This window comes from Bacillus taeanensis (assembly GCF_003318295.1).
GTDB classification, from domain to species: Bacteria; Bacillota; Bacilli; order Bacillales; family UBA6769; genus Maribacillus; species Maribacillus taeanensis.
The window spans coordinates 34,154-46,468 of the sequence record NZ_QOCW01000033.1 but is presented as its reverse complement, the minus strand read 5'-3'; the positions used below and the strand labels follow the sequence as shown (position 1 = coordinate 46,468).

Here is a 12,315-nt window from a genome sequence, read left to right as displayed (position 1 = left end):
GCCTCATGTCTGGTGGCGATAGCGAAGAGGTCACACCCGTTCCCATGCCGAACACGGAAGTTAAGCTCTTCAGCGCCGATGGTAGTTGGGGGCTCTCCCCCTGTGAGAGTAGGACGCTGCCAGGCAAGAAAAGCTGAAGTGATTGTTTAGACACGGCAGATAACCGTCAGTCTGATCACTGAAGCTGGACATTATAACGGAGGATTAGCTCAGCTGGGAGAGCACCTGCCTTACAAGCAGGGGGTCGGCGGTTCGATCCCGTCATCCTCCACCATATATGCCGGCCTAGCTCAATTGGTAGAGCAACTGACTTGTAATCAGTAGGTTGGGGGTTCAAGTCCTCTGGCCGGCACCATTTAAACTTACAATTACTGCGTTGAATTAACTTCTTGGTTATCGTAAAATCGTAGTAATTGTAGAGGCACCGTTTATTATTAACATTAGTTAGTGAGAGCCATTAGCTCAGCCGGTAGAGCATCTGACTTTTAATCAGAGGGTCGGAGGTTCGAATCCTCCATGGCTCACCATTTACAATTTTATATGCGGGTGTGGCGGAATTGGCAGACGCGCTAGACTTAGGATCTAGTGTCTTACGACGTGGGGGTTCAAGTCCCTCCACCCGCACCATATAAAATTAATTAAAAATGCGGAAGTAGTTCAGTGGTAGAACACCACCTTGCCAAGGTGGGGGTCGCGGGTTCGAATCCCGTCTTCCGCTCCATCTAAACTTACACATACTGCGGGGAATATGCTTCGTTGCAAGTGTAAAATCAGTAGTACCCGTAGGGTGCTCCATATCGTTTCACACATACGTGTGAAGGCAGTATAAGTCCTGCCGGAGTGGCGGAATTGGTAGACGCACAGGACTTAAAATCCTGCGGAGGGTTGCCTCCGTGCCGGTTCGAGTCCGGCCTCCGGTACCATTATTATGTTTATATGATAAATATAATTAATTATAATACTGCGCCCGTAGCTCAATTGGATAGAGCGTTTGACTACGGATCAAAAGGTTAGGGGTTCGACTCCTCTCGGGCGCGCCATATTGGAAAAGCGGAATAAGCCCGCTATTTAAAAAACGGGAAGTAGCTCAGCTTGGCAGAGCACTTGGTTTGGGACCAAGGGGTCGCAGGTTCAAATCCTGTCTTCCCGACCATTTGAAAATTGTTTGCAGCATAAACATCATGGGGCCTTAGCTCAGCTGGGAGAGCGCCTGCTTTGCACGCAGGAGGTCAGCGGTTCGATCCCGCTAGGCTCCATTTTAAATTGGCGGTGTAGCTCAGCTGGCTAGAGCGTACGGTTCATACCCGTGAGGTCGGGGGTTCGATCCCCTCCGCCGCTATTACGTTTCACATTTTTATTTTTACTGCATATAAATACGGAGGAATACCCAAGTCCGGCTGAAGGGATCGGTCTTGAAAACCGACAGGGGCTTCACGGCTCGCGGGGGTTCGAATCCCTCTTCCTCCGCCATATTATTTTAAAATGTGAAATGAGTTTTACTCTTGCTTTAAGCAGGGAACAAAGTATTTATTTATATATTATCGCGGGGTGGAGCAGTCTGGTAGCTCGTCGGGCTCATAACCCGAAGGTCGTAGGTTCAAATCCTGCCCCCGCAACCAAAATTGTTCACACTAAATAGGTTGAATGATTTTAATTTTATCTTGGTCCCGTGGTGTAGCGGTTAACATGCCTGCCTGTCACGCAGGAGATCGCCGGTTCGATCCCGGTCGGGACCGCCATTCTATAAAATTGTGGCTCGATAGCTCAGTCGGTAGAGCAGAGGACTGAAAATCCTCGTGTCGGCGGTTCGATTCCGTCTCGAGCCACCATTTTTTTCTTTTTCCTTTATATGTGGAGGGGTAGCGAAGTGGCTAAACGCGGCGGACTGTAAATCCGCTCCCTCCGGGTTCGGCGGTTCGAATCCGTCCCCCTCCACCATTTATATAGGGGCATAGTTTAACGGTAGAACAGAGGTCTCCAAAACCTCCAGTGTGGGTTCGATTCCTACTGCCCCTGCCAATATTATTAAAGTCATTGTGGCGATTGTGGCGAAGTGGTTAACGCATCGGATTGTGGTTCCGACATTCGTGGGTTCGATTCCCATCAGTCGCCCCATTTTTATTTAGGTTGTTGGGCTATAGCCAAGCGGTAAGGCAACGGTTTTTGGTTCCGTCATGCGTTGGTTCGAATCCAGCTAGCCCAGCCATTTATTTGCGGAAGTAGTTCAGTGGTAGAACACCACCTTGCCAAGGTGGGGGTCGCGGGTTCGAATCCCGTCTTCCGCTCCATTTAAACTTAAGATGGCGGCATAGCCAAGTGGTAAGGCATGGGTCTGCAAAACCCTGATCACCGGTTCAAATCCGGTTGCCGCCTCCAAAAGTTATCTGTCCTTTGCCGGTGTGGCGGAATTGGCAGACGCGCACGACTCAAAATCGTGTTCCTTCGGGAGTGTCGGTTCGACCCCGACCACCGGTATTAATACCATTTTATTACCCATTTTTAATGGGCCTGTAGCTCAGCTGGTTAGAGCGCACGCCTGATAAGCGTGAGGTCGGTGGTTCGAGTCCACTCAGGCCCACCATTTTATTCCACAGTAGCTCAGTGGTAGAGCAATCGGCTGTTAACCGATCGGTCGTAGGTTCGAGTCCTACCTGTGGAGCCATGGAGAAGTACCCAAGTGGCTGAAGGGGCGCCCCTGCTAAGGGTGTAGGTCGTGTAAGCGGCGCGAGGGTTCAAATCCCTCCTTCTCCGCCATTTATTTTATTTAAATTATATGGCCCGTTGGTCAAGCGGTTAAGACACCGCCCTTTCACGGCGGTAACACGGGTTCGAATCCCGTACGGGTCATCCATAAAAAAAGACAAGGCTGTAATTACAGCCTTGTCTTTTTTTATGGATGGGGAAACTGAATGGTCTTATTTGTTAATTTTATACATAATATTTAGCTTTTAAGCAAATAATAGTCATAAAAATTTTTGGAGTGAATGTTATGACTCGAGCGCTTGAAGCGATTTCGGAATTAATGAAATCTTTAGTAGATGAAGAATCAAAACCTCCTTTACATGTCGGCGAAGTAATGAATTTATGGACCTCTCTAACAGGATTTCAAGAAGCAAGAGCATTGTATCAAGCTGCGTTAAATACAACAACAGATAAAGACCTTATTCATACGTTAGAAAATGCCATTCAAGGTTCAAAGGCCGATTATGAGCTAATTAAAAAGTTTATGGTGCAAGAAGGTATTCCGTTATCTGCAATAAATGAAGAAAAGCCAAAATCTGATCCAAAGTCTGTTCCTGAAGGCGTGAAACTAACTGATGATGAAATCGCCAATTTAATTTCTGTAAAGGTAGCAGCAGCTATTGTATTTTGTGCGCAGGCAATGTCGCAGTATGTGCGAACAGATGTTGGAATGTTATTTTTTCAAGTTCAAGTGGAATTAATGAAATTTGCCTCTCCTTTAAAGAACTTAATGAAAAGTAGAGGATGGTTAAAAATACCACCTCATTATCTTCCGCCGGGTATTCCCGAACAAAAATAAGCCGCGAAGCTCTCCCATGTATAAATCGCATTTCCTACCAATATATTTAGGCAGAGGTGATTGGATGACAAAGAAAAACATTTTACTTTTTAGTGATGTCGGCATTGATGATTCAATTGCTCTTATGTATGCTCTTCATCATCCAAACATTGAGTTAGTCGGAATCGTCGCTGAGTACGGAAATGTCTCACAAAAAGATACGGTTCCGTAATACCTTTTATTTACTAGAGTTAGCAGCAAATATTGTCATTAGTCATTCTTCGGCAAAGGTTGTGAAGCTGTTTCCTCTTAATGTCACAGTCACAAACTACGCCGTGATTACTCCGCAAATGGCCGCACAAATGGATGCACAAAAGAAAACAAAATGAGGCAATCTCATTAAACCAATGTTTGATTATTACTATGCTCTTTATAAAAAACAAAAGCCATCATTAGGCGGAAGTCCGAGGCATAATCTATTGACAATAAGGGCAGTTGTAAATCTAGAGATCTTTCAATTTGCGCTGCGCCCTGTTATAGTGGAGGAACAAGAAGGGCCTGCTAGAGGAATGACGATTGCTGATTTTTGTGAAAAACCTGATATCAATATAAAGCAGTCACATACATGTTATATTGCGCTGCAGTTTCATTATCAATCCTTTATTACAGAATTTTTACAGGTGAGGAGCAAATTATAGGGATAATTTTTTATTCTCTATTAAAAATTAAGAAATAACTATTGACTTTTTATATCAGAATAATAGTATTAATAATAAGATTTAGATAATTGCAAAACATTTTAAGGGTGGGGAAATTATGAAATATGCATTTGCAAAACGAGTGCAGCATCTGCAGTCATCTGCAGTTCGAGATATTTTAAAGGTCGTGAATAGTGGAAATGTCATTTCATTTGCGGGAGGACTTCCTGACGATGATTTATTTCCAGTTGAAGCGGTGGAAGCAGCCTTTTCGAAAACTTTTCAATCAGGTAAAAAATCGTTTCAATATGGCTTAACAGAAGGATACGAACCACTGCGTGAAGTATTAATTGAAAGAATGGGAGCAAAAGGAATCAAAGCAAAACTTGAAGAAGTGATGCTTACAACAGGTTCCCAGCAGGCGATTGATTTATTTGCGCGGATTATGTTCAGCCCAGGGGATGTTGTATTAACAGAAAACCCTACATACTTAGCGGCTGTTCAAGTATTTCAGTCCTATGAAGTAAACATTATTCCAGTTGAATCGGATGAGCACGGCATGATTCCTGAAGATTTAGAATATAAAATGAAAAAGTATATGCCAAAGTGTGTATATGTTGTTCCAACGTTTTCAAATCCATCAGGTAAAGTATGGTCCTTAGAAAGACGCAAGCTTTTATTGAAGCTTGCGAAAAAGAAAAATGTTGTTATTTTTGAAGATGATCCATATGGTGAGCTTAAATTTAACCCTAAAGAAACATATACGCCAATTGCAGCACTTGATAACGGCAAACATGTTCTTTATACGAGTACGTTCTCAAAAACAGTTGTTCCGGCGCTAAGAACAGGCTGGATTAAAGGCCCTTATCAAATCATTCGGATGATGGCGCAGGCAAAACAGGCAGCCGATCTTCATTCAAACTCTCTCGCACACCATGCCCTTTATCATTTGTGCTGTGACTTTGATCTTAACAGACATATTGCAACACTTCAGAAAGAATATTTTAACCGGATGAAAATTATGCAGAATCTGCTTGATCAGGCAGATCTTCCAGGTCTTTCTTACATTGAACCGAAAGGCGGGATGTTTTTCTGGGTGCGCCTTCCGGAAGAAATTAATGCAACAGAGCTGTTAAATACAGCTGTAGAAAACGGCGTAGCTTATGTACCTGGGGCACCGTTTTACGTGTCAAATCCTGAACAAAACACAATAAGATTAAACTTCACCCATTCAACACCTGATAAGCTTGAACAAGGAATGAAGACTTTAGTAAACGTTTTTCAAAATGCTATTCATCTTGAAAAGCAGGAAGTATAAATCAGTATGAACAAGTGGCTGCCTCCCTAGGGTCTGACCCTAGGGAGGCAGCTCTTTTTGTTTTTTTCTTTTCTTTCATAGGGAATTTCACTGTCCTATGATAAAATTGTATGTGTTTATTAAGAGGTGACAGGAGGTTCATAATGAAGCAATTTAGCATATATTGGCTTCCGGTCATTATTTGTGCCGGGATTATTTTTAGTTTTTCAGCGCAGCCGTATGAAAATCAAGATTTAAGACCAACACTTTCTTCCTATGTTGATCTTTCGTTGGTGCATACTTATTTTAGCAATGTGTCATTTACATATGCAGGTAAAGAAATAAGCATTCAAAGTCTTGGTGAAGAAGGCTTTGTTGAGTTTTTTATTCGAAAAGGCGCCCATCTTATGATTTATCTGCTGTTAGGAGCGCTCTTGTATCGGGCACTTGTTCAGCGTACCAATTTCTCTATCCAAAAAATCGCCTTAGCAGTATTGTTAGCATTTAGCTATGCTTGTTCTGATGAGTTTCATCAAAGCTTAACACCAAACCGGACCCCATTATTTCACGATGTGATGTTAGATACATTTGGCGCTGTCATTGGAATTGTAATCATGGTTGGGTTTTATAAAGTAAGGAAAAAATAAAAGATGGTGATACGTTTAGATTTATCCGTCTTTTTGTAAAACTTTCTTGATTCTAACCCTATTAATCGATATGATAAAACTGGAAAAAGCATTGTTCGGCATTGATGTCGTGCATTAGAGGGGGGAATATGTTGAAGAAATTATTTATCGCAGTTGTCTGCCTCGCAAGCCTTAGTGCACTTATAGCTGGTAAAATTCATTGGGATCAAAAAATTAAAGAGGCAGCGGTTGATGCACTGTTAGAAGGAAGTCCTGTGGAAGCAGAAGCAAAGGAACTCGCTTCATCAGAAACAACTCCAGTAAATGTTGACACATTAACAGCAAATTTACCTGAAGATCTTGCAGAGAAAATTCAAGCAAAGCTTGCGAGTAAAGAGACAATTAAGTTTGTGGTAGTAGGTTCTAAGGCTGTCTCAGAGGGTGAACAAGGCTGGCCTGCACTTCTGCAGCAGCAGTTAGACACAGCTTATGGAGAAGACGTGTTTGACATTGTTGTAAAAAGCTATGGAGATGATCACTCTGTAACAGTGGTCCAAAATCAGAAACAGTACGAAATTGCAGCATTGCAGCCTGATATTTTATTGTTAGAGCCGTTTACCTTAAATGATACAGGGGCAGTGGAATCAGAAAATAATCAACAAAGCATTGAGGCAATCGTATATGCGGTTAAACAATCGTCACCTGATGCAGTTATCTTCCTGCAGCCGCCAAATCCAGCATATAATGTCCTTTATTATTCAGCACAAGTTGCAGTGCTTGAAGCCTATGCAGCAGAGAAAGGGTATTATTATCTTAATCATTGGGCAAGTTGGCCGAAGCCTGATAGTGAAGAATTATTACAATATATTCATAAAGAAGATGATACACCAAATGAAAAAGGTCATCAGCTTTGGGCTGATTATTTAGGAAACTATTTTTTAAGTAAATAATGAAATGAGCGGAAAGGGAAAGTTATTGGTTTTTAACCTTAATAACTTTCCCTTTTTATAGAACAAAAAGTGCTTTCCAGCTTCGAATGATTATTGTATAGGCAGGCTGAAAAAAAGGAACCAAAACATAATATATAGAACTTTCAATTTATGGTAAGCTTAAGGTGTTGTTTCCTCTTGTTAAGCGATAAGTTCGTAATGTTCTTTAAATATTTAAAAAAGTGGTGAGAAAATGAAGGTGCGAAAAGCAATTATCCCTGCTGCTGGCCTTGGTACCCGATTTTTACCTGCAACAAAAGCACAGCCAAAAGAAATGCTTCCTATTGTAGATAAACCAACGATTCAATATATTGTGGAAGAGGCTGCCGTTTCTGGTATTGAAGACATTATTATTGTAACAGGCCGAGGAAAACGAGCGATTGAAGATCACTTCGATAAATCCTATGAGTTAGAAGAAACGCTCGTTAAAAGAGGAAAAACAGCTTTACTTCAGAGCATGAGGAATATTTCTGAACTCAGCAATATTCATTATATTCGTCAAAAAGAACCAAAAGGGCTGGGAGATGCGGTTTATTGTGCCCACCGTTTTATCGGCAATGAACCTTTTGCTGTCCTGCTTGGAGACGATATTGTCCAGTCAGAGGTACCGTGCTTAAAACAGCTTATTGATGTTTATCATACATACAATCTTCCCGTAATTGGCGTTCAGCATGTCCAACAAGAAGATGTTTCAAAATACGGCATTATTGCTCTAAAAGAAACAATACATGAGAATGAAGTTCATACCATTTCAAGGCTTGTTGAAAAACCAACAGCTGAAGAGGCGCCCTCATCTTTAGCGATTATGGGACGCTATGTGCTGCCGCCTGCTATTTTTCCAATTTTAGAAACACAGGAGCCGGGAAGAGCGGGGGAAATTCAATTAACAGATGCATTGAATACACTTAATCATTCATCGCCACTTCTTGCATATACATTCGAAGGAAAACGTTATGATGTTGGAGACAAATTAAATTTTATAAAAGCAACGATTGAATTTGCGTTAAAGCGGGAAGATTTACAAAAGCCGCTGTTCGATTATTTAAAGAAAGTATTGGAAGAATAAAAGTAAGAACTTTACTATAGAGAAGAAATCAGCAGTAAGGAGAGAAAATGATGGCAAACCGGATTAAAGTAATGACGATTTTTGGAACAAGACCTGAAGCAATTAAAATGGCACCGCTCGTATTAGAGCTTCAAAAGCATACGGAAGAAATTGAATCGATTGTAACGGTGACAGCACAGCACCGTGAAATGCTTGATCAAGTATTAGAAATCTTTGAAATTACTCCTGATTATGACTTAAACATTATGAAAGACCGTCAAACCTTAACAGATATTACGTCCCGCGCTCTGCAGGGGTTAGACGATATTATGAAAAAAGTAAAACCTGATATTGTGCTTGTTCACGGTGACACAACGACAACGTTTGTGGCAAGTCTTGCCGCGCTTTATAATCAAATCGCAGTTGGCCATGTAGAAGCGGGCTTGCGTACGTGGAATAAATACTCGCCCTTTCCTGAAGAAATGAACCGCCAAATGACAGGGGTGATTGCAGATCTGCATTTTGCGCCCACTTCAAAATCCGCAAACAATTTAATAACAGAAAACAAGCGGGAAGAATCGATTTTTATTACAGGTAATACGGCCATTGATGCGTTAAAAACAACGGTGAATGAGGCGTATTCTAATGAAGTGCTCGATCAGCTTGGAGACGACCGCCTCATTTTATTAACGGCACACCGCCGCGAAAATTTAGGAGAGCCAATGCGCAATATGTTCAGAGCAGTCAAACGCCTCGTTGATGAGCATGATGATGTGCAGGTGATTTATCCTGTTCATTTAAATCCGGTTGTGCGAGAAATAGCGGATGAGATTCTCGGCAATGATCCGCGCATTCGTTTAATTGAACCACTTGGTGTATTAGATTTTCATAATTTCGCATCACGCGCGCACATTATTTTAACGGATTCAGGTGGTGTACAGGAAGAAGCACCGTCACTTGGTGTCCCAGTTCTTGTACTTCGCGACACAACAGAGCGCCCCGAAGGAATTGAGGCAGGCACCTTAAAGCTTGCCGGAACGAATGAAGAACATATTTATAATTTAGCGAAAGAGCTTCTTCATGATGAGGCAGCCTATGAAAAAATGGCGCAAGCGTCAAATCCATACGGGGATGGAGAAGCTTCAAGACGAATTGTTGAGGCAATTTTATATCATTTCGGTAAACAACATACAAAGCCTGATCGATTTGAAGTATAGGATATATAAGGAAAACTGCAGTACAAAGACGTACTGCAGTTTTTTTGTATTGATAAAGGGGGATATTGCGAACAATAGGAAGGAGAGAAAGAAGGTGAAAGGAATATGGAACTTTTTCAAAGGCATAAATTGATTGAAAAAGACGGCACACAAACAATTATCCTCTACTTAAATCCACTGATCACCGAATTTGCTGATGAACTTGGATTGTTGGATAAAAAGAAATCAAAGCGTTTTGAAGAAGCTGTAAAAACGTACGTAAAAAACAACTTCCCAACCGTTAAAAAAGGCATGATTAAAGTTATGTTTGGGACAATGGTTTTTACAACAATTTCGTTAGGCGAAACAAGTACCCCTCAGGCCGAAGCCGCTGACTTTAATATGTCTTATTTGTTTTTTGGAACAACGACCTCGCAAATTCAGTTTGTTGATCGCACTGAAGGGTCACTGCAAGTTGCGGCACCGAGCTATTTTGATATTAATCCTGACGGTACCTTAAAGCTGAGCAATCAGTTCAGTACAAGATTTATCGCCGAAATGAAAGCGAAAAATGTAAAAGTAGTTCCTTTTTTAAGCAATCACTGGAACCGTGATCTTGGTCGTGCAGCACTCGAAAACCGTGAACAGCTTGCCAACCAGATTGCGCAAACAATCGAGCAGTATAATTTAGGTGGCGTCAATGTCGATATTGAAAATGTCACAGAAGCTGATCGTGATGCGTATACAGACTTAGTGAGACTTTTAAGAGAAAAGCTTCCTCCTGAAAAAGAAGTGTCTGTCGCGGTGGCTGCTAATCCATACGGGTGGAAAACAGGCTGGCACGGTTCATATGATTACAAAAATCTTGCCGAGTACGCCGATTATTTAATGATTATGGCATATGATGAAAGCTATGAATCAGGACCAGCCGGCCCTGTTGCAAGTTATGGATGGGTTGAAAAATCAATTACATATGCGTTGAATCAAAATGTGCCTTCTGAAAAAATTGTCCTCGGCCTCCCATTCTTTGGGCGTTATTGGAATGAACAAGAATCTTATGGAGGAAGAGGGATAGCGCAGTATCGTGTTGATGAACTTGTGCAGCAGTTTAACGGAACGGTAACTTACGATTCCAAAACAGCTTCTGCTAAAGCAGCATTTACGGTAAATGCAGAAGATCCTACTGCTTATGTATACGGTAGAGCTCTCACGCCGGGAAATTATACAGTTTGGTATGAAAATGCCCAGTCGATTCAAGCAAAAATGGATTTAGTGCATAAATATAATTTAAAAGGAACCGGCAGTTGGGCGTTAGGACAAGAAGATCCAGCGATTTGGAGTCATTATGAGCAGTGGCTTCAGGGAGAACCATTTAAAGATACGCTCACACATTGGGCAAGATATGATGCACGAGCGATGCACGAAAAAGGCTGGATGAAAGGAATGGAACAAGATCTATTTGCACCTGACCAAACATTAACGAGAGCACAGGCGGCAGCGATTATTGCACGTGCGTTAAATTTACAGCCGACAGGAAATCAATCAGCCTCTTTTCAAGATACAGCCAATCATTGGGCAAAAAGTGATATCGAGCTTGTCGCCGATTATGGGATTATTATCGGAACAGAAACAGGAAAGTTCTCACCAGACGCGCCGATTACGAGAGAACAAATTGCCGTTATTTTAGATCGGGTTATTTCAGGAACTACAGCTCAAGCAGCACAAACTTCCTCCTTTCAAGATGTTTCAGCTGATCGCTGGTCCTATCAGTCCATTGCGCGCATGGACAGCCTTGGCGTTGTCAAAGGGATGGGAGATCAAAAATTTCAGCCGCTTGATAAAGTAACGCGAGGACAGATGGCAGCACTGATGAACCGAGCATCTGTGCATTTTCCAGGAAGTTCATAGTATGATGAAGAACCTTTTTTAAAGAGAAGGTCTTCCAATGTACTGTAGATTTTCCATTTGTTTTCATTAGGCATAAGTTTTAAGTAATATGTCATGGAATCTAGTGTTTCTGTATATGTGCTGCCTCCGAATTTTACCGTGATTTCGTACGTCATGCCGTTTACAGTTACTTCAGCAAAACGATCAGATTTTTGAACAACTGTTGCTTTCGGTGTACCTGTCATGTTGAAAGAAATATCAAATCCGTTTTGAGTAAACTCAGAAAGATAGATAATCCCTTCTGTAACAGATGCTTTATAGTAACCGGTATTATACATATTATTAACTTGGGCAAGTTGAGTAAGATCCTTTGCCTGTAATGATTGGAAAAGCCCTACTTGTTGGGCTAATACGAGATTTTGTAATACTTCATCGGCTGGAACGTTATTTGTTTCTAAATTTAAAGCGCGATCTGCCATTGTGATAGCTTCAGCACGAGTTGCCTTGCCGTATGGATTAAATAATGTATTTGTTTGACCGGTAATAATGCCTACACGGCTTGCTTGATTAATAGATTCAGTGGCCCAATAATTTTTTACATCTGTAAACTTTTTGGGAGTTCCTTGATTAAAAGAAATTGTCGCTTTAAACGTATTTACAATCATGACCGCAACTTGGTCGCGCTGCAGTAATGTATTTGGTTCAAATGTTGTTTCTGTCATCCCATTTACGATGCCGTTAGAGCGCGCAATCATAATAGGTTCATAGTACCATGTTCCTTTTTTAACATCAGTAAATTCTTTTGCTGTAATCGGGCTGTTTTCTAAGCCTAGTACCCGGACTAAAATAGCTGCAAATTCTGCACGAGTAATAGATGTATTTGGTTTAATATAAGTCTCGCCATCCAGTTTGTAACCGCTTAAAAGATCTGCGTCAACAAACGTAATTAAGGAATCAAATGCCCAGTGATCGCCAATATCAATTGGCATATAGTCATACACCGTTTTCTCAGCATCCTTTTTCCTCCTAATATTTAGTTGTACTCTTTTATTCTATT

11 protein-coding genes, 25 tRNA genes and 1 rRNA gene are annotated in these 12,315 nt (G+C 41.4%); 36 read left to right on the top strand and 1 reads right to left on the bottom strand.

Going from position 1 to position 12,315, the window contains the following annotated elements:
• Positions 1–8: 8 nt before the first annotated feature.
• The 36 genes from rrf to DS031_RS21270 all read left to right on the top strand — a co-directional run bounded on the left by rrf (position 9) and on the right by DS031_RS21270 (position 11,279).
• A 5S ribosomal RNA gene (rrf, locus tag DS031_RS21440) occupies positions 9–125 on the top strand.
• 73 nt (positions 126–198) lie between these two features.
• Positions 199–274 (top strand) — tRNA-Val (locus DS031_RS21435).
• 5 nt (positions 275–279) lie between these two features.
• A tRNA-Thr gene (locus DS031_RS21430) sits at positions 280–355 on the top strand.
• 96 nt (positions 356–451) lie between these two features.
• A tRNA-Lys gene (locus DS031_RS21425) sits at positions 452–527 on the top strand.
• 15 nt (positions 528–542) lie between these two features.
• Positions 543–627, top strand: a tRNA-Leu gene (locus DS031_RS21420).
• Positions 628–646: 19 nt separating this feature from the next.
• Positions 647–721: transfer RNA gene (locus DS031_RS21415), tRNA-Gly, on the top strand.
• Between the two features lie 113 nt (positions 722–834).
• Positions 835–923 (top strand) — tRNA-Leu (locus DS031_RS21410).
• Positions 924–963: 40 nt separating this feature from the next.
• A tRNA-Arg gene (locus DS031_RS21405) sits at positions 964–1,040 on the top strand.
• Positions 1,041–1,076: 36 nt separating this feature from the next.
• Positions 1,077–1,153 (top strand) — tRNA-Pro (locus tag DS031_RS21400).
• A gap of 30 nt (positions 1,154–1,183) precedes the next feature.
• Positions 1,184–1,256, top strand: a tRNA-Ala gene (locus DS031_RS21395).
• A 9-nt stretch (positions 1,257–1,265) separates the two neighbouring features.
• Positions 1,266–1,339: transfer RNA gene (locus DS031_RS21390), tRNA-Met, on the top strand.
• Positions 1,340–1,377: 38 nt separating this feature from the next.
• Positions 1,378–1,470 (top strand) — tRNA-Ser (locus DS031_RS21385).
• A 72-nt stretch (positions 1,471–1,542) separates the two neighbouring features.
• Positions 1,543–1,619 (top strand) — tRNA-Met (locus DS031_RS21380).
• A 44-nt stretch (positions 1,620–1,663) separates the two neighbouring features.
• Positions 1,664–1,739: transfer RNA gene (locus tag DS031_RS21375), tRNA-Asp, on the top strand.
• Positions 1,740–1,753: 14 nt separating this feature from the next.
• A tRNA-Phe gene (locus DS031_RS21370) sits at positions 1,754–1,829 on the top strand.
• Between the two features lie 24 nt (positions 1,830–1,853).
• Positions 1,854–1,938: transfer RNA gene (locus DS031_RS21365), tRNA-Tyr, on the top strand.
• Positions 1,939–1,945: 7 nt separating this feature from the next.
• Positions 1,946–2,019 (top strand) — tRNA-Trp (locus DS031_RS21360).
• Positions 2,020–2,039: 20 nt separating this feature from the next.
• A tRNA-His gene (locus tag DS031_RS21355) sits at positions 2,040–2,115 on the top strand.
• 16 nt (positions 2,116–2,131) lie between these two features.
• A tRNA-Gln gene (locus DS031_RS21350) sits at positions 2,132–2,206 on the top strand.
• Positions 2,207–2,213: 7 nt separating this feature from the next.
• Positions 2,214–2,288, top strand: a tRNA-Gly gene (locus DS031_RS21345).
• 14 nt (positions 2,289–2,302) lie between these two features.
• A tRNA-Cys gene (locus DS031_RS21340) sits at positions 2,303–2,376 on the top strand.
• Between the two features lie 17 nt (positions 2,377–2,393).
• A tRNA-Leu gene (locus tag DS031_RS21335) sits at positions 2,394–2,475 on the top strand.
• Positions 2,476–2,504: 29 nt separating this feature from the next.
• Positions 2,505–2,581 (top strand) — tRNA-Ile (locus DS031_RS21330).
• A 6-nt stretch (positions 2,582–2,587) separates the two neighbouring features.
• Positions 2,588–2,662, top strand: a tRNA-Asn gene (locus DS031_RS21325).
• Between the two features lies 1 nt (position 2,663).
• A tRNA-Ser gene (locus DS031_RS21320) sits at positions 2,664–2,754 on the top strand.
• A 21-nt stretch (positions 2,755–2,775) separates the two neighbouring features.
• Positions 2,776–2,847 (top strand) — tRNA-Glu (locus tag DS031_RS21315).
• Positions 2,848–2,989: 142 nt separating this feature from the next.
• Positions 2,990–3,541 carry a DUF3231 family protein gene (locus tag DS031_RS21310; protein ID WP_113808220.1) on the top strand — a complete coding sequence of 184 codons (552 nt, stop codon included), beginning with the start codon at positions 2,990–2,992 and terminating at the stop codon, positions 3,539–3,541.
• 64 nt (positions 3,542–3,605) lie between these two features.
• Entirely contained in the window at positions 3,606–3,752 is a 147-nt protein-coding gene (locus tag DS031_RS21305) for a nucleoside hydrolase (protein WP_181833282.1), read from the top strand.
• Complete coding sequence (locus DS031_RS23390) at positions 3,724–3,909, top strand: hypothetical protein (RefSeq protein ID WP_142675811.1); 186 nt, start codon at positions 3,724–3,726, stop codon at positions 3,907–3,909. The genes DS031_RS21305 and DS031_RS23390 overlap by 29 nt, the downstream gene beginning before the upstream one ends.
• A gap of 90 nt (positions 3,910–3,999) precedes the next feature.
• Positions 4,000–4,218, top strand: a complete 219-nt coding sequence (locus tag DS031_RS21300; protein ID WP_181833281.1) for a hypothetical protein — start codon at positions 4,000–4,002, stop codon at positions 4,216–4,218.
• A gap of 118 nt (positions 4,219–4,336) precedes the next feature.
• The gene (locus tag DS031_RS21295; RefSeq protein WP_113808217.1) at positions 4,337–5,536 is read left to right on the top strand and encodes an aminotransferase-like domain-containing protein; all 1,200 of its coding nucleotides are present in this window, start codon (positions 4,337–4,339) and stop codon (positions 5,534–5,536) included.
• Between the two features lie 143 nt (positions 5,537–5,679).
• Complete coding sequence (locus tag DS031_RS21290) at positions 5,680–6,162, top strand: VanZ family protein (protein WP_181833280.1); 483 nt, start codon at positions 5,680–5,682, stop codon at positions 6,160–6,162.
• 131 nt (positions 6,163–6,293) lie between these two features.
• Positions 6,294–7,091, top strand: coding sequence for an SGNH/GDSL hydrolase family protein (locus DS031_RS21285; protein ID WP_181833279.1), 798 nt, complete (start codon positions 6,294–6,296; stop codon positions 7,089–7,091).
• Positions 7,092–7,323: 232 nt separating this feature from the next.
• Positions 7,324–8,196, top strand: coding sequence for a UTP--glucose-1-phosphate uridylyltransferase GalU (gene galU, locus DS031_RS21280; protein WP_113808214.1), 873 nt, complete (start codon positions 7,324–7,326; stop codon positions 8,194–8,196).
• A gap of 50 nt (positions 8,197–8,246) precedes the next feature.
• Positions 8,247–9,392, top strand: a complete 1,146-nt coding sequence (gene wecB, locus DS031_RS21275) for a non-hydrolyzing UDP-N-acetylglucosamine 2-epimerase (protein WP_113808213.1) — start codon at positions 8,247–8,249, stop codon at positions 9,390–9,392.
• A gap of 105 nt (positions 9,393–9,497) precedes the next feature.
• Positions 9,498–11,279 (top strand): glycosyl hydrolase family 18 protein, encoded by a 1,782-nt coding sequence (locus DS031_RS21270; RefSeq protein WP_113808212.1) that lies wholly within the window; start codon positions 9,498–9,500, stop codon positions 11,277–11,279.
• Here the strand turns inward: DS031_RS21270 and DS031_RS21265 are convergent.
• A complete protein-coding gene (locus DS031_RS21265; RefSeq protein ID WP_142675810.1) occupies positions 11,198–12,259 on the bottom strand; it encodes an S-layer homology domain-containing protein in 1,062 nt (353 codons plus the stop codon). The genes DS031_RS21270 and DS031_RS21265 overlap by 82 nt on opposite strands.
• Positions 12,260–12,315 lie beyond the last annotated feature (56 nt).

Bases quoted from the DNA above. Each gene is read 5' to 3' on its own strand.
- DS031_RS21290 (WP_181833280.1), top strand. From the start codon at position 5,680: ATGAAGCAATTTAGCATATATTGGCTTCCGGTCATTATTTGTGCCGGG.
- DS031_RS21270 (WP_113808212.1), top strand. From the start codon at position 9,498: ATGGAACTTTTTCAAAGGCATAAATTGATTGAAAAAGACGGCACACAA.
- DS031_RS21295 (WP_113808217.1), top strand. From the start codon at position 4,337: ATGAAATATGCATTTGCAAAACGAGTGCAGCATCTGCAGTCATCTGCA.
- DS031_RS23390 (WP_142675811.1), top strand. From the start codon at position 3,724: ATGTCTCACAAAAAGATACGGTTCCGTAATACCTTTTATTTACTAGAG.
- wecB (WP_113808213.1), top strand. From the start codon at position 8,247: ATGGCAAACCGGATTAAAGTAATGACGATTTTTGGAACAAGACCTGAA.
- DS031_RS21305 (WP_181833282.1), top strand. From the start codon at position 3,606: ATGACAAAGAAAAACATTTTACTTTTTAGTGATGTCGGCATTGATGAT.
- galU (WP_113808214.1), top strand. From the start codon at position 7,324: ATGAAGGTGCGAAAAGCAATTATCCCTGCTGCTGGCCTTGGTACCCGA.
- DS031_RS21310 (WP_113808220.1), top strand. From the start codon at position 2,990: ATGACTCGAGCGCTTGAAGCGATTTCGGAATTAATGAAATCTTTAGTA.